Origin of the sequence: Sporolituus thermophilus DSM 23256, assembly GCF_900102435.1 — a bacterium.
Lineage (GTDB): Bacteria > Bacillota > Negativicutes > Sporomusales > Thermosinaceae > Thermosinus > Thermosinus thermophilus.
The window spans coordinates 69131-87033 of sequence record NZ_FNBU01000004.1 but is presented as its reverse complement, the minus strand read 5'-3'; the positions used below and the strand labels follow the sequence as shown (position 1 = coordinate 87033).

Annotated in this window: 19 protein-coding genes; all 19 read right to left on the bottom strand. The window is 53.1% G+C overall.

Going from position 1 to position 17903, the window contains the following annotated elements:
- Positions 1-5: 5 nt before the first annotated feature.
- The 19 genes from BLQ99_RS03900 to BLQ99_RS03815 all read right to left on the bottom strand — a co-directional run bounded on the left by BLQ99_RS03900 (position 6) and on the right by BLQ99_RS03815 (position 17897).
- Positions 6-572: an RnfABCDGE type electron transport complex subunit G gene (locus tag BLQ99_RS03900; RefSeq protein ID WP_093688329.1), complete on the bottom strand. Its 567-nt coding sequence runs from the start codon at positions 570-572 to the stop codon at positions 6-8.
- A gap of 6 nt (positions 573-578) precedes the next feature.
- A complete protein-coding gene (locus tag BLQ99_RS03895; protein ID WP_093688327.1) occupies positions 579-1574 on the bottom strand; it encodes an RnfABCDGE type electron transport complex subunit D in 996 nt (331 codons plus the stop codon).
- 14 nt (positions 1575-1588) lie between these two features.
- The gene (gene rsxC, locus BLQ99_RS03890; RefSeq protein ID WP_093688325.1) at positions 1589-2908 is read right to left on the bottom strand and encodes an electron transport complex subunit RsxC; all 1320 of its coding nucleotides are present in this window, start codon (positions 2906-2908) and stop codon (positions 1589-1591) included.
- A gap of 14 nt (positions 2909-2922) precedes the next feature.
- The gene (locus tag BLQ99_RS03885) at positions 2923-3342 is read right to left on the bottom strand and encodes a SoxR reducing system RseC family protein (RefSeq protein ID WP_093688323.1); all 420 of its coding nucleotides are present in this window, start codon (positions 3340-3342) and stop codon (positions 2923-2925) included.
- A gap of 271 nt (positions 3343-3613) precedes the next feature.
- Positions 3614-4891: an ArsB/NhaD family transporter gene (locus tag BLQ99_RS03880; RefSeq protein WP_093688321.1), complete on the bottom strand. Its 1278-nt coding sequence runs from the start codon at positions 4889-4891 to the stop codon at positions 3614-3616.
- A gap of 51 nt (positions 4892-4942) precedes the next feature.
- Entirely contained in the window at positions 4943-5134 is a 192-nt protein-coding gene (locus BLQ99_RS03875; RefSeq protein ID WP_245690240.1) for an NAD-binding protein, read from the bottom strand.
- A gap of 129 nt (positions 5135-5263) precedes the next feature.
- Positions 5264-5815 carry a hypothetical protein gene (locus BLQ99_RS03870; RefSeq protein WP_093688319.1) on the bottom strand — a complete coding sequence of 184 codons (552 nt, stop codon included), beginning with the start codon at positions 5813-5815 and terminating at the stop codon, positions 5264-5266.
- Positions 5816-5890: 75 nt separating this feature from the next.
- Positions 5891-7075, bottom strand: coding sequence for a CaiB/BaiF CoA transferase family protein (locus tag BLQ99_RS03865; RefSeq protein WP_093688317.1), 1185 nt, complete (start codon positions 7073-7075; stop codon positions 5891-5893).
- A 135-nt stretch (positions 7076-7210) separates the two neighbouring features.
- Positions 7211-8554, bottom strand: a complete 1344-nt coding sequence (locus tag BLQ99_RS03860; RefSeq protein WP_093688315.1) for an SLC13 family permease — start codon at positions 8552-8554, stop codon at positions 7211-7213.
- 384 nt (positions 8555-8938) lie between these two features.
- A complete protein-coding gene (locus tag BLQ99_RS03855) occupies positions 8939-10234 on the bottom strand; it encodes an SLC13 family permease (RefSeq protein WP_093688313.1) in 1296 nt (431 codons plus the stop codon).
- 222 nt (positions 10235-10456) lie between these two features.
- Positions 10457-10609 (bottom strand): hypothetical protein, encoded by a 153-nt coding sequence (locus BLQ99_RS14885; RefSeq protein ID WP_171904588.1) that lies wholly within the window; start codon positions 10607-10609, stop codon positions 10457-10459.
- Between the two features lie 15 nt (positions 10610-10624).
- Positions 10625-11782 (bottom strand): sodium ion-translocating decarboxylase subunit beta, encoded by a 1158-nt coding sequence (locus BLQ99_RS03850; protein WP_093688311.1) that lies wholly within the window; start codon positions 11780-11782, stop codon positions 10625-10627.
- Between the two features lie 157 nt (positions 11783-11939).
- Entirely contained in the window at positions 11940-12362 is a 423-nt protein-coding gene (locus tag BLQ99_RS03845; protein ID WP_093688309.1) for a biotin/lipoyl-containing protein, read from the bottom strand.
- Between the two features lie 27 nt (positions 12363-12389).
- Complete coding sequence (locus BLQ99_RS03840; RefSeq protein WP_093688307.1) at positions 12390-12713, bottom strand: hypothetical protein; 324 nt, start codon at positions 12711-12713, stop codon at positions 12390-12392.
- A gap of 23 nt (positions 12714-12736) precedes the next feature.
- Positions 12737-14266 carry a methylmalonyl-CoA decarboxylase subunit alpha gene (gene mmdA, locus BLQ99_RS03835; RefSeq protein ID WP_093688305.1) on the bottom strand — a complete coding sequence of 510 codons (1530 nt, stop codon included), beginning with the start codon at positions 14264-14266 and terminating at the stop codon, positions 12737-12739.
- A 32-nt stretch (positions 14267-14298) separates the two neighbouring features.
- Positions 14299-14706 (bottom strand): methylmalonyl-CoA epimerase, encoded by a 408-nt coding sequence (mce, locus tag BLQ99_RS03830; protein WP_007288793.1) that lies wholly within the window; start codon positions 14704-14706, stop codon positions 14299-14301.
- A gap of 116 nt (positions 14707-14822) precedes the next feature.
- Positions 14823-15761, bottom strand: coding sequence for a methylmalonyl Co-A mutase-associated GTPase MeaB (gene meaB, locus BLQ99_RS03825; protein WP_093688303.1), 939 nt, complete (start codon positions 15759-15761; stop codon positions 14823-14825).
- A gap of 73 nt (positions 15762-15834) precedes the next feature.
- Complete coding sequence (locus tag BLQ99_RS03820) at positions 15835-16227, bottom strand: cobalamin B12-binding domain-containing protein (RefSeq protein WP_093688301.1); 393 nt, start codon at positions 16225-16227, stop codon at positions 15835-15837.
- A 23-nt stretch (positions 16228-16250) separates the two neighbouring features.
- On the bottom strand, positions 16251-17897 hold the full coding sequence (locus tag BLQ99_RS03815; protein WP_093688299.1) for an acyl-CoA mutase large subunit family protein: 1647 nt from the start codon (positions 17895-17897) through the stop codon (positions 16251-16253).
- Between the last annotated feature and the right edge of the window lie 6 nt (positions 17898-17903).

Genomic DNA, 17903 nt, shown 5'->3' with positions numbered 1-17903 from the left:
ACACCTCACTTCTTCTGGCTTGCCGCGTAAGCCGCCACTTGTTCCGCCGCTTCCCGGATGCCTTTGGTAACGGCCCGGGAAGTGATGGTAGCGCCTGTCAGGGCCTGAATATTTTTGTCCGTCGGTGTTTTCACCACTTCCAGATCTTGGGCGGCTTTGCCGGCGAACTGCTTGCGGAATTTGGGCTCGGCCGCCTTGTCGCCCAGGCCGGGGGTTTCATTGTGAGCCAATATTTTGTAGTCGATTACTTTGCCGTCGGGGCTGATGGCCGTCACCATCTTGATGGCGCCGCCATAGCCCTTGCTTTCCGCCGGCACCACATAAGCCACGATTTTGCCGTCTTTCAAGGCCGCGTACCAATCCGTTTTACCGTCAACAGGCTTAAATTCCTGGGCGTCGGCGACGAGTTCTTTCATGGCCTTGTTTTTCTGATTAATGCGCTCCTGGGCGGCGATCGGCGCCGTCATGGCGTAAGTGCTGGCAATAACCGCCCCGGAAAGAAAGCAGGCGATGGCAAGATTTATGCCTACTTTAAAAATACTGCTGCTTTGCTGCTCATGGCCGTGTGACATGCGCGCTTACCTCCTTGCCCCATACTTTACCGGTTTTATCAACCGGTCGATGAGCGGCGTCACCGAGTTCATCAACAAAATGGCATAGCAAACGCCTTCGGGATAACCGCCAAGCAGACGGATAAGCACCGTTAAAACCCCCGCACCAACGGCAAATATAATTTGCCCTTTAATGGTAATAGGAATTGTGACCATATCGGTAGCCATAAAGAAGGCGCCGAGCATCAAACCGCCGGAAATCATATGCACCAGCGGATCGCCGGTAAACAGGCCGGCCGAGCCGCCAAACGCCCAGGTCAGGACGGCGACTGTGCCGATCATGGCCGCCGGAACCTGCCAATTAATGTAGCCGCGGTAAATAAGATACAAACCGCCAAGCAGTATGAGCAGCGCCGACGTCTCGCCCATGCTGCCGCTGCGGAACCCCAAAAAGAGCGCTTTGTACAATTCCGGACGATCGCCGAACACCTGCACCAGCTTTTCATAGCCCTGCAGTTTCAGGATGCCAAGCGGTGTTGCCGATGTCACGCCGTCCACTTTGCTCGGCATCGTCGGCCAGGTTGTCATGGCTACCGGCCAGGACGCCAGCATAAAAGCCCGACCGATAAGGGCGGGGTTAAAAATATTGTAGCCAAGGCCGCCCATGGTATGTTTGGCGATCGCAATCGCGACAATCGAGCCTAAAAGCGGCATATACCATGGCAAAGTAGCGGGTACGTTCATGGCGAGCAAAAGCCCGGTCAGAAAAGCGCTGCCGTCGCTGACCGTTACCTCTTTCCCCTGCCATTTCTGGATCAAATATTCCGTACCTACCGCCGCGACAATACAGATCACCATGGTCGTTAGCGCCGGCAAACCAAAATGATAAACGGAAAATAGCGCCGCCGGCGCCAGGGCCGCGTTGACCGTCCACATAATCTTGGCAATCGACTCATCGCACCGGATATGGGGCGATGCCGACACTGTAAGCGTGCCTGTTTCAATTTTCGCTTGTACGCTCATACCGCCGACCTCCCCTATTTCTTCGCGGCCGCTGCCGCGTTCTGTGCTTTGGCCAGTTTAATGTAATGCACAATATTGCGCTTGGCCGGGCAAACGTAAACACAGGAGCCGCACTCGACGCAATCCAGCAGGTCATGCTCGTCTTTAGCCACGACGTACAACCCCCGCTCGCCAAGCACACTCAGCATGCTGGGCACCAGTCCCATCGGACAGGCCTCGACGCAGCGGCCACAGCGGATACAAGGCCGTTCGGGGCCATGATTTACATCGCCGGCCGCCAGAGCCAAAATACCGGAAGTTCCCTTGATAACCGGCACGTCGAGCGTGCGTTGGGCCAATCCCATCATGGGGCCGCCCATGATCACCTTTACGGCCTGCTCTTTATAGCCGCCGCATAGTTCAATGGCCTGCCGGAAGGTTGTACCTATCCGGAGCAGCAAGTTTTTCGGCTCCGCTACCGCCCCGCCGGTGACAGTCGTGACCCGTTCAATCAGGGGAATGCCCTTTTCGACAGCGTCGGCAATGGCTACGACCGTGCCGACGTTCTGCACGACGACCCCCACGTCCATGGGCAGTCCACCGGAGGGAACTTCCCGGTCAGTCAGCACTTTTATAAGGGTTTTTTCCGCTCCTTGCGGGTATTTGGTTTTGAGCGGTACTACTTCGATGCCTGTCCCCTCACAGGCTTTACGCATGCCGTCAATAGCATCGGGCTTATTTTCCTCGATGCCAATAAGCCCCCTTGTTACGCCCAGCACCTTCATGGCGATTTGCATGCCTGTAACTACGCGGTCGGCCGCTTCCAGCATGACGCGGTGGTCGGCGGTTAAATAGGGCTCGCATTCGGCGCCGTTTAAAATAAATGTATCGACCGGTTTTTCCTTGGGCGGCGCCATTTTTACATGGGTCGGGAAGGTCGCGCCCCCCATGCCGACAATCCCGGCTTGGCGAATAATATCGCGGATCGCGCCGCTGTCCAGACTACGCCAGTCACGACTGAGCGGCAGCCCGTCGGCCCACTCGTCCAGACCGTCGGCTTCAATGACAATGGCCTGACACGTGCCGAACACAGGGTGCGGATATTCGCCGATTTCCACTACCTTGCCGGATGTGGACGCATGTACCGGACTGGCAACAAAGGCCTGCGCGTCGGCAATGACCTGGCCTTTTTTGACCAGATCACCTACCTTCACAATTGGCGCACACGGCGCACCAATATGCTGGCGGGTAGGAATAATGACTTTCTGCGGTACTGGCGCAACCTCAACGGGTTTGGCAGCCGTATACCCTTTCCGATCGTTGGGATGTACACCCCCACGAAAGCTTTTTGCCATACTTTCACCCCTTTTTAGTTAGACAAAATGCGCGTAATGATAGGCTGCATTTTGGCATTCGACTTGGCACTACGATCAACATACCGGATATAGGCAAGGGACGCTCCAAAAGCAAGGCCGCCGCCGCCGATTTGCAGCCATAAGGCGGGTATGCCCAGCCCTCCGGCCAAATAATTCCCGGCAGCCGCCCCAAGAAATATCGCCAAAAGCGGAAGGACGTAAACAATAAAAGCGGCTTTTAGCATGTTTACTTCCGGAACCTGCAGAGCTACCCGCTGTCCTGGCCGTGCCCCTACGGCATTGCGGGCTTCCACGACAATCGCCGCGTTGCCAGGGCAGGCACCGCAGTTTTCACAGTCGTTATGGCGGCTGGTTTTGACTCTGGCCATATCCCCTGCCAGCTCGATTACGATACCCTCCTGTTCTTTTGCCACTTTATCGCCTCCTTGTCTGGTCTTATGGTCATACCAGTTGACCGCTACCACGCCGCTTGCCTTTTCTCTCCTCTCGATTCCTATGCAGCCGCGTGACGAAATAGTCTCATTGGCGATATTAATCTTAATAAAAATATTGTTCCTAATAAAAATATTCGGTTAACAGGGAAAATTACCTCCAGCAACGCAAGTTATTTTTTTCACTTTCATGAAAAATGCCAAAAGTGATAATAAACAAAACAGGGCAAGCCAGCGGCCTGCCCCGTTTTCGTTAGCGCAAGTAAACGAAATAAATGTAAATATTGGAAATGACAATGGAAACAAGCATGAGCGGAAAGGCAATTTTCAGGTAGCTGACAAAAGTCATGGGATAACCGCGGGAAGCGGCCATACTGGATACCACGACATTGGCCGAAGCGCCGATGATGGTGCCGTTGCCCCCCAGGCAGGCGCCCAGCGACAAGGCCCACCACATGGCGGAAACGTCTATGCCGCTGATTTGGTTCACAGCCTTAATCAGTGGTATCATGGTCGCCACAAAAGGAATGTTGTCAATAAATGCCGAGGCTATAGCCGAAAGCCACAGGATTAAAACATTCATCAACAGAACATCGGAATGGGTAATTGCCAGCCCCCATTCGGCAATCATGCGGATGACGCCGGTGACCTCCAGGCCGCCGACCAGAATAAAGAGGCCGATAAAGAAAAAGATGGTGTTCCACTCGACGTCCCGGAAGATTTCTTCCGGCTCAATCCCGCTGATTAAGAGCAGGATGGCCGCGCCCCCCATGGCAATGGTAGCCGATTCAAAGCCAAGCGGCCCGTGGGCAACAAAGCCGCCGATCGTCAGGGCGAGGACGATGAGCACTTTGCGCAGCAGCGCTTTATCCGTGAGATACGACTCCTCATCAAGCTGCATAATTCCTTGTTGGGCCGCCGGATCGACGACAAGCTCCTTGCGGTACAGCCAGAGGAACAGCCAATTGGTAACAAAGCCAATGATAATAATGACCGGCGTCAGGTTGATGACAAAATCGTTGAAAGTCAAACCGGTGGCGCCGCCAATCATAATGTTGGGAGGATCGCCGATAAGCGTCGCCGTGCCGCCGATATTGGAAGCCATGATCTCGGAAATGAGAAATGGCACCGGATTGATTTTCAAAATCCCGGTAATGGAGAAAATAATCGGCGTTACCAGCAAAACGGTCGTCACGTTGTCCAAAAAAGCCGAGGTAACGGCAGTAAAGGCAAAAAAGACGCTCATAATCCTGACCGGATTACCCCGCACCCGCTTGGCGAGCTTGACGGCCATATACTGGAACATGCCGGTGCGCATGGCTATGGCCACAATAATCATCATGCCGATAAGCAGGCCTAAGGTATTAAAATCGACCTTGGCGATCGCTTCTTCCTGCGGCATGATTTTAATCAGCAGCAGGACAAGGGCGCCAACGAGGGCAATCTTGGTCCGGTGAATTTTTTCCGAAACGATAATGCCGTAGGTTGCAACAAAGACAATCACGGCCATGAGGGCCATTTGCCCATTCATGTAAATTACCTCCTCAGTCAATCAAAAAATTGACCTTGCGTTTGTTGTTTATTACCAGTTACGATGGGCCCGCCAAAATTCCGGCCGTAAAAATACAAGCATTGTCATTACATCCAGGTTATTTTGGACAATACTGCGGCGTTCTTCATCTTTCTCTATTACCACCACCTCGTGGTTTTCTTCGGACAGGCGTTGGGCGAGACTATAGCCCACCTTGCCTGCGCCGACAATGACAACGCGCACAGGGTCACCTCCGTAAATATGAGAAAATTTTCATTAAATATCAAACATCGAAGTATTCGCTGTTAAAAGGAAAATTCCTGGTAAAAGTAAAGAAAAAAGCCCCAAAGAATCTTCTTTGGAGCTTTACGCCTAGTCGGTGTTCTTAATAATATCGACAACGACCTGTTCTTCCGGCACCATAACCTTGTTCGGCATCTTTTCCTGCAAAAAGCGGAGCATGGCCTCACTTGGCTTAAAGTATACCCGCCGGTTTTCCGGTTTGCCTTTTTTGCCCGGCGCGGTATAAGCGACCGTCCAAACCCGCCGGTTGTCAAGGGCCGAGTGGAGTCGGTATGTGCGCCGGAACTTAACCGGCCGGATGAGCTGCGCTTTATACTGGTAGATGCCGAAGATATCCTTGTACGGAATTTCATAAACATCGGTGCCAAATAAGCCATGTTTGGTAATCCGTAGCGTCTTTTTGCCGGCCTCATACACATAAGTCGGTTTGGACCGCTCAAACAGTGCAAATGCCAGCATCGCCAGGAAAAAGGCTTCCGACGGTTGTTTAATATTCAAATAGAACCACCGGTAAGCGGTAAATGCCGCCCAGGCTAGAAAAAGCAGGGCGGCAATGCCCATCACTATAACGTTTTTCCGGGAAATAATCGAATGCTCGATAATACTGTCATTTGTGCCCATAGCTGCTGCCTCCCCTGCTTGGATTATGCTGCAATCACAGTATACAGCATAACGGACAGCGGTGCAACAAGCCGGTTACAGCACGTCCTTGGCCCGCAAGGCGGCCACTTCTTCGGCTGACAGCCCCAGCACTTCCGCCAATATTTCCTCGGTATGCTGGCCTAACAGCGGCGCCGGCCGCTCTACCGCGCCAGGGGTAGCGGACATCTTGATGGGTACGCCCGCCATCTTGATTTTACCGGCAACGGGATGGTCGGTTTCGACAATCATCTCCCGGGCCTGGACTTGTGGGTCGTTAATCACCCGGTCGATGGTATTAATCGGCCCGCAGGGAATACCCGCTTCTTCCAGTTCTTTAAGCCACTCGTCCACCGTTTTGGCAGAGAAGACATCATCGAGAATTACTTTAAGCTCCTTCACATTCTGCGTCCGTTTGGCATTGGTAACAAACCGCTCGTCGGCTACCAAATCGGGACGGCCGATGAGGTTGCACAGTTTCTCCCACAGCCGGTCATTGCCGGCGCCGACGATGACATACCCGTCTTTCGCCGTAAAGGCTTCAAACGGCGTAATCGACGGATGACGGTTGCCAAGGGGTTTAGGCACAATGCCGGAAGTAAGGTACCGGGCAATGGCGTTTTCCAGGATGGCTACCTGGCAGTCCAGCATACCGACATCCACTTTTTGCCCCTCACCGGTGATGCTGCGATGATAGAGGGCCATCATAACCCCAATCATGGTAAACAGGCCGGCCGTAATGTCGCCAATCGAAGCTCCCACCCGCGTCGGTTCGCCGTTTTCTTGGCCGGTAATGCTCATAATGCCGCCCATGGCCTGGACGATGACGTCATAGGCCGGCTTATCCATGTAAGGACCGGAATGGCCAAAGCCTGAGCAGGCGGCATAAATAATGCGCGGATTGATTTTCTTAAGATCATCATATCCCAGCCCAAACTTTTCCATAGTACCCGGCCGGTAATTTTCCAAGACAACGTCAGCCTTTTTCACCATCTCTTTAAAAAGTTCCCGGGCTTCAGAATGCTTTAAATTAAGCGTCATCGACCGTTTGTTGCGGTTAAGGCTCATGAAATAAGCGCTCTCTTTACCGACAAACGGGCCGAACGCACGGGAATCATCACCAACCCCCGGCGGCTCAATTTTAATCACATTGGCGCCGAAATCGGCCATCATCATGGCCGCATAAGGGCCGGCCAACACCCGGGTCAGGTCTAAAACGACAACTCCTTGCAACGGTTTCATCGCTAAAACTACTACCTCCTCATTTGATATTCCAGGATAAATATAGTATTTTGAAAAAACAACGAAAAAACCCTGCTAGCGGAAATTTTAAAATTTAAAGACCGGAGCGAAAACCCGCTCCGGCCGCAAGACCAATTAAAGGTTGAGGATGCCGAAGAAGACCCAGCAAACTATGGCGCCGACAACCGACATGGACAGACCCCAGATGAGCAGGTTGCGGAACAGTTTGGCTTTGTCTTCGTGTTCGCCGGCGCAAGCGATGCAGAGCGCGCCGAGCGTGGATAGTGGCGAGGTATCGACGAGGTGGGCGCCGATGTTGATCGAGGAAATCATCGCCACCGGGTTGCCGCCGCCGATTTCCTTGATCAGACCGGGCACCATCGGCAGGAACATGGGCATTACCACCCCGGACGAGCTGGAGTAGGCGGAGATGACGCCGGTGATGAGACCCAGCCAGGCATTTACGGTAACGGGGTTGGAAATAGCGCCAATCATCTTGACCATGGCATTGAGGCCGCCGGCTTTATCCATTACCTCGATGAGGACGGTAACACCGCACACCATCATGATAACGCCCCAGGGCATTACCTTAATCGCCGCCTTGCTGTCACCCGAGCCGGTCAGCATGAGAATGCCGGCCAGTATGAAAGCGATGGAACCGACGTTGGACAAGAGGTTCATAACGGTTTTGGGGAAGACGCCTTTGAAGGCCGGCAGACCGGGCAGAACAACAAGGACGATAAGCACGCCGACCGCGGCCAGGGTAAGCCACTGATGCTTATTGAAGGGTTCAGGCTTGGGTGCGAGCTCATCAATATTAAGCTTTTCACCGCGCTGTTTGCGGATCCAGGCCCAACCGCCGAGGAGGAAAAAGCCGCCGATGTTGACAAAGCCTTGGGCGATTTCGGAGTTGAAATGGATTTTCCAGGCCAGGCCGCTCAGGTCGGTGAGGCCCAGCTGAGGGGCCATCTTCGCAATTATGCCATTGGAAATAATGCCGGTCGGCGCAAAGGGCGAGAAAGCAGCCCCGTTAGCGGCGCCGACAACCAGTAGCGTCATGAGGAAAGCCGGCATGCCAATCCGGGTGGCAATCGCCATGGCAACCGGCGCCATGAGGGCGGTACCGGCGATATTGCCCGGTCCAATGGTGGTAACAAAAGTGGTAAGAATGAAAATAATCAGCGGCATTAACGCAGTGTTGCCTTTACAGAGGCGGACCGAGTAAGCGGTCAGCTTTTCCATGGTGCCGTTGGTCTGCGCCATCCCGAAGAGGAAGGTAACGCCGACCAAGATCATAAACAGGCTGGTCGGGAAATAGCTCATAACTTTGGCGGCCGCGGTCCCGCCCCAGAGACCGCCGACAAGGATAGCAAAACCGATGCCAAGGAAACCGACGTTGAGGTCTTCGTTAACACAGCTTATAATAACGACAATTGCAAGCGCAACAATTGACATAATCGCTGCCAACGAGATATCCATATCTTTTTTCTCCTCCTCCACATCATAGAATAAAATACATGAGAGCGGTTTTACAATTTTTGTCCGGGACAGGAGGACTTGCCGTTTTGTCCATTACAGGTTTGACCAGGCTGCATTACCATCTCAAAAACTGCCGCCACTCGGCTGTCACCGCGCACATCCCCCCTTCCTTTTATAATATTATCACGATACCCACAATTATGTAAATAGGGACTAGTCTGACAACTATTGCGAAAAAAAATATAGAGCATCATTTTGGTATTTAATAATACTCTATATATGACACGCTAATGCCTGCAGGACAATGAAATTGCCAGTCTAGTCCTCTTGCGTGGGCCAAACCCGCAGCGGGGGAGGAAGTTTCCTCTCCCCGCTCATAGGTAACTATAGACCGAGAATACCGAACGCAATGTAGCAGACGACCGCGCCGACGACCGACATGGATAGTCCCCACAACATGAGGTTGCGGAAAAGTTTGGCCTTGTCTTCATGTTCGGCCGCACAGGCAATGCAGAGAGCGCCGAGCGTGGACAGCGGCGAAGTATCAACAAGATGGGAGCCGATGTTGATGGACGAAATCATTGCAACCGGGTTGCCACCGCCGATTTGCTGAATAAGACCAGGTACCATCGGCAGGAACATCGGCATTACCACCCCGGAAGAACTGGAGTAAGCGGAAATGATACCAGTGATAAAGCCAAGAACGCCGTTAACAGTAGTCGGGTTGGACACAGTAGCGATCATGCTGACCAACGCCTTCAGACCACCGGATTGATCCATGATGTCGATCAGCACCGACATACCGCAAACCATGAGGATAACGCCCCAGGGCATGGCTTTGACGGCTTTGGCATCATCGGCAATGCCGAAGAGCATGAAGATTGCGCCAATGCCAAAGGCTACAGCGCCAACGTCCCATTTAAGAACGATAACGGAGAAAATAAGGGCAGCAATACCGGCCAAAGTAGCCCATTGTTTCGCGGTAAACGGTTCGGGTTTCGGGGCAATTTCGTCAATGTTCAGCGCTGCCCCGCCACGCTGTCTGCGCATCCAGGCTAAGCCGCCAAACAGGAAGAAACCGCCGAAGTTAACAATGCCTTGGACAATTTCCGAATTCCAGTGAACCTTCCAGGCCAAGCCCTGTAGGTCGGTTATACCGAGCTGGGGCGCCATTTTGGCAATAATGCCGTTGGAGATAATGCCGGTCGGTGCAAACGGCGAAAAAGCAGCACCGTTAGCCGCACCAACAACCAACAGGGTCATGGCAAACGCCGACAGGCCAATCCGGCCGGCGATGGCCATGGCCATGGGCGCCATCAGTGCCGTAGTGGCAATATTGCCAGGACCAATCGTAGTGATCAGCGTAATGAGAATGAAAAGAATAATGGGGATCAAAGCGGTATTGCCTTTGGCCAGACGAACGGCGTAAGCGCTGAATTTTTCCATGGTGCCGTTGACCTGGGCGCAGGCAAACATGAAGGTAACGCCAATGAGGATCATGAACAGGCCGACCGGCCAACCCTTAAAAATTGCGGCAATCTTCATGCCGGAAAAGAGAATGCCGACCAACAGGGCGGCGGCAATGCCGAGGATACCGACGTTCATTTCCTTGAAACAGGAAATGAGGACAATGATGCCTAGCGCAATGATTGACGCCAGGGCTGCTGTGCTGATTGCCATGATTTTTCCTCCTCGCTGTTTATTATTCCCACTAGACTGCTTTGCCTGGGTAGCAAGAGGCCTTTCCACTGCGATATCAGGACATTTGCCTGGTGCAAAAAAGCAGGGATGCTGGCGTTTACATATTAATTTAGATGGTTTTTATGCAATCTGTCTAGCAACACCTAATGTATCGCTAGACAGATTATACCAACTTCTTATTCCTTATTCTTATTCTTACACTTATTCTTCGTCTTCGTCGCCCTCTTCTTCGTCTTCAACCGCCGGGAATGCGGCATGGAGAGCTTTCGTGGCAAGATAGAACACGCCAATTACGGCAAACATGGTCGGCAGGGCAACTGCCATCATGGTAAGAGCTTTCGCGGTAGCACCCATTGCTTCTCTCCTCCCTTACTTCGCCAAAGCGGGAATCAGTGCCAATACCAGACCGCCGGCCACCACGGACGCAACCTGTCCGGCAACGTTAACCCCGATAGCGTGTTGAATAATGAAGTTGGTGGGATCTTCTTTCAACGCCATTTTGGCAATAACACGGCCAGACATCGGGAAGGCCGAAATTCCACAGGCACCAATCATCGGATTAATTTTGGTCGGGCTGAACATATTTAGCAGTTTGGCAAACAGGACGCCGCCGGCAGTATCAAAGACGAAGGCGATAGCACCCAGACCCATAATCAGAGCGACGTCAATCGTCAGGAACCGGTCAGCATCCATCGTGCCACCGATAACAATACCGAGCAGCAAGGTTACCAGATTGGCCAGCTCGTTTTGCGCGGCATTGGCCAAGTTTTCGACTACGCCGGACTCTTTGAGGAGGTTACCAAACATCAGGCTGCCGATAAGGGCTACGGAAATCGGTGCAACGATGCCGGCAATAAGGACAATCATAATGGGGAACAGGAATTTGGCAGTTTGGGAAACAGGTTCTTCCCCAACAAAACCCATTTTTATTTTGCGCTCGTTTTCGGTCGTAAGAAGCTTCACGATCGGCGGCTGAATAACCGGTACGAGCGACATGTAGGAGTACGCGGCGACCGAAAGGGGTCCAAGCAAATCTTGGGCGAAACGGCTGGCGACATAAATCGTGGTCGGGCCGTCGGCGGCGCCGATAATGCCGATAGATGCGGCATGTTCAAACTTGAAGCCGACCAGCGTGGCGCCGACAGCGGTGGCAAAAATGCCGAACTGGGCGGCGGCGGCGAAGAACATGACCGACGGACGGCGAATCAGCGGGGTAAAATCGCACATCGCGCCGATAGCAATAAAGATAAGTACAGGGAACAGTTCGTTGGCAATACCGCCTTTATACAGAACATACAGGAAACCTTCTTCCCCAGGGATCTGCGAAACGGCCGATGAATGGGGAATGTTAGCGAGAATGGCACCGAAACCAATGGGCAGGAGTAGCGCCGGCTCGTAGTCATGCTTCACGGCCAAATAGATAAGAATCGCGCCGATGAGCCACATGACCGCGTGTTTCCAGGAAAGCCCCAGGAAACCCATGAGCAGCTCGTCCAGCCAGGGATACTGTTGAATCAGAGCTTCCATTGTTGTTTTACCCTCCCACGGTAAATAAAATATATGGATGCAATATACATAATACAGATTGTAATGGAAACTAACAACCGGATATTTCTGGATTTATACTATTTATACTGGTTTTGCGCGGCAATTGCCGCGCAAAACCAGTAAAGCACTTCGCCAATTAGCTAATAACCGCCATAACTTCGCCAGGCTTCACGCTTTGACCGGCGGTAACGTTGATGGACTTAACGGTGCCGGCGGCAGGAGCGCCGATTTCGTTCTGCATCTTCATGGCTTCGAGAATCATGATGGTGTCGCCCTTCTTGACTTGCTGGCCAACTTTGGCAACAATCTTGGTCACTTTGCCAGGCATCGGCGCGGTAACCGGCGTATCGCCGGCAGCCACTTCAGCCGGAGCGGCTTTCGGAGCGGGTGCGGGCGCAGGAGCAGCTGCCGGCGCGGGGGCAGCGGCCGGAGCGGGTGTGGGCGCGGGAGCAGCAGCCGGAGCGGGGGCGGCAGCGGGAGCAGCCACAACGGCTACGCCTTCTTCTTGTACTTCAACGTTGTAAGTGACACCATTGACAGTTACTTTAAACTTTCTCATGCTCTTATTCCTCCATCCTTATGTTTTTTAAACAAACTGCCGGCTATCCATAATTTTTTGGCGACCGGTAACAGCCCAAATGTTGCTGGTGCGCTTAAAGCGAACAGCCCTGGCGCCGCCCTGGGCGTGGGCAATGGCAGCCACTACTGCTGCCACTACGGCCGGGTCGGACTCATCGGCGAGAACCATGTTCACGCTTGCACTGATGGCGGCAATAATTTCCGGCGTCAGACCGGAAGCCTGCGCCGGTTCAGCCGTCTCGTCGGCGGGAGCAGGCGCAGCCTTCTTTTTCTTTTCTTTTTTCGGAGCCTCGGCCTTTTTGCCGCCGAACAAGGAATCAAAGAACCCCATGTTGCAATCCCCCTTCTTGACGGCTACAGCGGAATGTTGCCGTGTTTCTTGGCCGGGCGCGCTTCACGCTTGGTAGCTAGCATATTAAGAGCCGTAATGATGCGCGGTCTGGTCTCCATCGGTTCAATGACCATGTCGACAAAGCCGCGTTCCGCCGCTTTATACGGGGTAGCAAATTCTTCCACATATTTTTCGGTCTTGGCTTTAGCGTCAGGGTCACCGCGGAAAATAATGTTGGCAGCGCCGGCAGGACCCATAACGGCGATTTCAGCGGTCGGCCAAGCCAACACCTGGTCGGCGCCGAGGTCTTGCGAACACATGGCCAGGTACGAGCCGCCATAGGCTTTCCGCGTAATAACGGTGACCTTCGGCACGGTAGCTTCGGAGTAAGCATAGAGCATTTTCGCCCCGTGACGGATAATACCGCCATATTCTTGGCCTGTTCCGGGCAAGAAACCGGGAACGTCGACAAGGTTGACCAGCGGAATATTGAAGGCGTCGCAGAAGCGAATGAAGCGGGCTGCCTTATCGGAGGCGTTAATATCAAGGCAACCGGCCATAACGGAAGGCTGGTTGGCAATAATGCCTACCGTTTGTCCGTCAAAGCGGGCAAAACAGGTAATAATATTTTGTGCGTAATGGGCATGAACTTCGTAGAACTCGCCGTTGTCGACAATACGGCTAATGACGTCTTTCATGTTATAAGGCTGGTTCGGGTTATCAGGCAGCAGCGAATTCAGGCTTTCGTCCATGCGGTTGGGGTCGTCGCCGGTATCGACAACCGGCGGTTCCTCTAAATTGTTGCTGGGCAGGAAGCTCAGCAAATAGCGGATCTGCCGCAAGCAGTCCTCGTCGTTTTCCGCCGCGAAATGCGCCACACCGGATACGCTGTTATGCGTCATGGCGCCGCCCAACTCTTCGGCGGTAACTTCTTCGGCCGTAACCGACTTGATAACCTGCGGACCGGTAATAAACATCTGGCTGGTGTTTTTCACCATAAAGATAAAGTCGGTAAGAGCGGGCGAATACACGGCACCGCCTGCGCACGGGCCCATGATGACCGAAATCTGCGGAATAACGCCTGATGCCAGTGTATTACGGAAAAAGATCTTACCGTAACCTGACAAGGCATCAACGGCTTCCTGGATGCGAGCGCCGCCGGAATCATTTAGACCGATGAGCGGTGCGCCCATTTTCATGGCCAGTTCTTGTACCTTGACGATCTTGGCGGCATGCATTTCGCCCAGCGACCCGCCGACAACGGTGAAATCCTGAGCAAATACATAGACAAGGCGGCCATCGATTGTGCCGTAGCCGGTAACGACGCCTTCACCGGGCGCTTCTTCTTTCTCCATGCCGAAATTGGTGCAGCGATGACGGACAAATTGGTCAAGCTCGACAAAACTGCCGGGATCAAGTAGCTTTTCAATCCGTTCCCGCGCCGTCAGTTTGCCGGAGGCATGCTGTTTTTCTATTCTCTTTTGACCGCCACCTAATTTAACCTTTTCTTGACGTTTTTTCAGGTCTTGAATTTTTTCTTGAACAGTAGCCATATCACACCTCCTAGATGCGCCGGCCAGGCACATTACTTGCGCTCGGACAATTCGAGCAAAACACCACCGGTGGCTTTTGGATGCAAGAAGGCGATGCTGGCGCCACCCGCACCATAACGAGGTTTCTCGTCAATCAGGCGAACACCCTTGGCTTTGAGGTCAGCCAAGGCGTTTTCAATGTTATCGACGCGCAACGCAATATGCTGGATGCCTTCGCCGTTCTTTTCAATAAACTTGGCAATCGGGCCGTCCGGCGAAGTGGACTCTAAGAGTTCGACCTCGCTGTCGCCGCAGGGAATGAAGCAGACCTTCACTTTTTGCTCGGCCACTACTTCCTCGCCCATTGCTTCCATGCCAAGTACTTCCGTGTAAAACTTCTTGGCTTGCTCAAGGTCTTTCACGGCAATACCGATGTGGTCAACCTTCAGAACTTTAAACATGGGTAAACCTCCTTCGCTTAACAGAATTCGACATATGGGAACATTGGATAATTATACTAATTTGCAAAAAATCCTTTTGTTTTAATATTCTTTTTTATTTACGCGGCCAATTACCCCTAGCGCAAAACGGCGCTGAGAATGCCGCTTACCACACTGTACGGATCCCGCTCGCGGCTTTGTACGCTGGCCACCAAGCGGGCAAATTCGTCGCCGGTAAGAACTTTATTCATAATATAACGCCCGATTTGTTCGTCAAGCATGGCGACAATTTCATTTTTCGTCCGTTCGGTTCGGCGTTTTACCAGCTGGCCCGATTGCTCTAAGTAGCGCCGGTGTTCTTCAATGGCCGCTACCAGCTCGCTGATGCCGCTGTTTTGGCTGGCGATAGTGCGCTTAATAGGCGGCCGCCAATCAACGGCTTCGGCATTAAGATCAAGCATCATTTCCAGTTCAATGTTCAGTCGGTCCACGCCCTCGCGGTCAGCCTTGTTGATGGCAAAAATATCGCCAATCTCCAAGATGCCGGCTTTAATAGCCTGAATGTCATCACCGAGGCCGGGAACTAGTACCACCAGCGTCGTATCAGCCGCTTTGACGATGTCCACTTCCGACTGGCCGACGCCGACCGTTTCAATAAAGATAATGTCCTTACCGGAAGCATCCAGAATTTTTACTACCTCGGCCGTCTTGCGCGATAAGCCGCCCAAGCTGCCCCGGGTACCCATACTGCGGATAAAGACGCCTTCGTCCAGCGTCAGTTCATTCATCCGGATACGGTCGCCCAGGATGGCGCCGCCGGAAAAGGGACTGGTAGGATCTACCGCGACAATGCCGACTGTTTTCCCCTGGCGACGGTATTCTTTGACCAGCTTGTCGGTCAGCGTGCTTTTGCCGGCGCCGGGAGGACCGGTGATACCAATAACATAAGCCTTGCCGGTATGAGGGTATAATTCCTGCATAATTTTAACAGCGTCGTCATATTCATTCTCCACGGCAGTAATTGCCCGGGCGAGCGCGAGTCGCGAGCCGGCAAGCACTTCTTCTGCGATTTTCAATAACATGCACCACCCTATGGTTCAGTGCTGCCCCCCCACAGGAGAGCAGCACTGGCACCATATTTGTCAATGGTTACTTAACGTTTGCTTTAATGAAGTCGATAATGGCCGACGTGGGCGTGCCAGGCGTAAATACTTCTTTAACGCCGGCGGCTTTCAGGCCGGGAATGTCGGCGTCGGGAATAACGCCGCCGCCAATTACCAAAACGTCGTTCATTCCCTTTTCTTTCAGCAGGTTTACAACTTTCGGGAACAGCGTGTTATGCGCGCCGGATAACAGGCTCATTGCCACGACATTTACGTCTTCCTGCAGAGCTGCTTCGGCAATTTGTTCAGGCGTTTGCCGCAGTCCTGTATAGATTACCTCAAAGCCGGCGTCGCGGAGAGCGCGGGCTACGACTTTGGCGCCGCGGTCATGACCGTCCAGACCCGGCTTAGCTACTAATACTCTAATCCGTTTTTCCATCGTTGTCCCTCCTAACTCTTCGCTTACAGGTTGGTATGCGCTTCGTATTCACCGAATACTTTGCGCATTACGCCGCAGATTTCGCCGAGAGTAGCGTAAACTTTGACGGCATCGAGAATGTAAGGCATAAGGTTAACATTTTCGTCCTGGCAGGCTTTTTCCAGGGCAGCCAGTTTTTCTTGTACGGCGGCGTTGTCGCGTTTGGCCCGCAGGTCAGCCAGCTTCTTCTTCTGCAGTTCGCCGACGGATGCATCGACGCGCAGCAGGCCTTCGACCGGCTTTTCTTCAATCTGGAACTGGTTGACACCGACGATAATGCGTTGCTTGGTTTCAACTTCCATTTGCCATTTGTAGGCGCTGTCCTGAATTTCTTTCTGAATGTAGCCTTTTTCGATGGCAACCACGGCGCCGCCCAGTTCGTCGATCTTCTTAATGTATTCCCAAGCCTCGTTTTCAAGCTTGTTGGTCATCGCTTCGATATAGTACGAACCGGCCAGCGGATCGATTACGTCAGCTAAGCCGCTTTCGTAAGCAACGATCTGCTGGGTGCGCAGGGCGATGCGTACCGAGTCTTCGGTAGGCAGAGCGAGTGCTTCGTCTTTGGAGTTGGTATGGAGCGACTGGGTGCCGCCGAGTACCGCCGCCACCGTTTGCAGGGCAACGCGGACGATGTTGTTGTCAGGCTGCTGGGCGGTGAGCATGGAGCCGGCAGTTTGGGTATGGAAGCGGAGCATCCAGGATTTCGGATTTTGCGCCTTGAAACGCTCGCGCATGATTTTGGCCCACATGCGGCGAGCGGCGCGGAACTTGGCCACTTCTTCCAGCACGTTGTTGTGAGCGTTGAAGAAGAAGGACAGACGGCCGGCAAAGTCGTCGACATTCAGGCCGGCTTTAACCGCAGTATCCACGTAGGCAATGCCGTCGGCCAGCGTGAAGGCGATTTCCTGCGCGGCAGTCGAACCGGCTTCGCGGATATGGTAACCGGAAATGGAGATGGTGTTCCAGTTGGGCACATGCTTGGAGCAGTATTCAAAGATATTGGTGATAAGCCGCATCGAGGGCTTGGGCGGGAAGATATAGGTGCCGCGAGCGGCGTATTCTTTCAGAATGTCGTTTTGGATGGTGCCGTTGAGTTTATCCGGCGTTACACCCTGCTTTTCCGCAACCGCGATATACATGGCCAGCAATACGGAAGCCGGGGCGTTGATAGTCATAGAAGTGGAAACTTTGTCGAGCGGAATGCCGTCGAAGAGGATTTCCATGTCAGCAAGCGAGTCGATGGCCACGCCTACTTTGCCGACTTCACCTTCCGACATCGGATGGTCGGAGTCATAACCGATCTGGGTCGGCAGGTCGAAAGCTACCGACAAACCGGTTTGACCATTCTCGAGAAGGAATTTGTACCGTTTGTTGGACTCTTCGGCAGTAGCAAAGCCGGCATACTGGCGCATGGTCCAGAAACGGCCACGGTACATGGTGGGTTGGACGCCGCGGGTGAAGGGGTACTCGCCCGGGAACCCGAGGTCTCTTTCATAATCGAAGCCCTCAAGGTCGACCGGAGTATAGATGCGTTGTTCCGGCAGATTTTTACGCTCTGGGAATTTGGCAAGCGCTTTTTGCACTTTGGCATTATACGCTTCCAGTTTGGCCTTCAAAGATTCGTTAGCCATTCACAA

What these genes read in the sequence shown, in the direction of transcription:
- BLQ99_RS03900 (WP_093688329.1), bottom strand. Translation starts at nt 572, where the DNA reads ATGTCACACGGCCATGAGCAGCAAAGCAGCAGTATTTTTAAAGTAGGC.
- mce (WP_007288793.1), bottom strand. Translation starts at nt 14,706, where the DNA reads ATGTTTAAAGTTCTGAAGGTTGACCACATCGGTATTGCCGTGAAAGAC.
- BLQ99_RS14885 (WP_171904588.1), bottom strand. Translation starts at nt 10,609, where the DNA reads ATGGGTGCTACCGCGAAAGCTCTTACCATGATGGCAGTTGCCCTGCCG.
- BLQ99_RS03855 (WP_093688313.1), bottom strand. Translation starts at nt 10,234, where the DNA reads ATGGCAATCAGCACAGCAGCCCTGGCGTCAATCATTGCGCTAGGCATC.
- BLQ99_RS03895 (WP_093688327.1), bottom strand. Translation starts at nt 1,574, where the DNA reads ATGAGCGTACAAGCGAAAATTGAAACAGGCACGCTTACAGTGTCGGCA.
- BLQ99_RS03865 (WP_093688317.1), bottom strand. Translation starts at nt 7,075, where the DNA reads ATGAAACCGTTGCAAGGAGTTGTCGTTTTAGACCTGACCCGGGTGTTG.
- rsxC (WP_093688325.1), bottom strand. Translation starts at nt 2,908, where the DNA reads ATGGCAAAAAGCTTTCGTGGGGGTGTACATCCCAACGATCGGAAAGGG.
- BLQ99_RS03870 (WP_093688319.1), bottom strand. Translation starts at nt 5,815, where the DNA reads ATGGGCACAAATGACAGTATTATCGAGCATTCGATTATTTCCCGGAAA.
- BLQ99_RS03850 (WP_093688311.1), bottom strand. Translation starts at nt 11,782, where the DNA reads ATGGAAGCTCTGATTCAACAGTATCCCTGGCTGGACGAGCTGCTCATG.
- BLQ99_RS03815 (WP_093688299.1), bottom strand. Translation starts at nt 17,897, where the DNA reads ATGGCTAACGAATCTTTGAAGGCCAAACTGGAAGCGTATAATGCCAAA.
- mmdA (WP_093688305.1), bottom strand. Translation starts at nt 14,266, where the DNA reads ATGGCTACTGTTCAAGAAAAAATTCAAGACCTGAAAAAACGTCAAGAA.
- BLQ99_RS03880 (WP_093688321.1), bottom strand. Translation starts at nt 4,891, where the DNA reads ATGAATGGGCAAATGGCCCTCATGGCCGTGATTGTCTTTGTTGCAACC.
- BLQ99_RS03820 (WP_093688301.1), bottom strand. Translation starts at nt 16,227, where the DNA reads ATGGAAAAACGGATTAGAGTATTAGTAGCTAAGCCGGGTCTGGACGGT.
- BLQ99_RS03845 (WP_093688309.1), bottom strand. Translation starts at nt 12,362, where the DNA reads ATGAGAAAGTTTAAAGTAACTGTCAATGGTGTCACTTACAACGTTGAA.
- BLQ99_RS03860 (WP_093688315.1), bottom strand. Translation starts at nt 8,554, where the DNA reads ATGGATATCTCGTTGGCAGCGATTATGTCAATTGTTGCGCTTGCAATT.
- BLQ99_RS03840 (WP_093688307.1), bottom strand. Translation starts at nt 12,713, where the DNA reads ATGGGGTTCTTTGATTCCTTGTTCGGCGGCAAAAAGGCCGAGGCTCCG.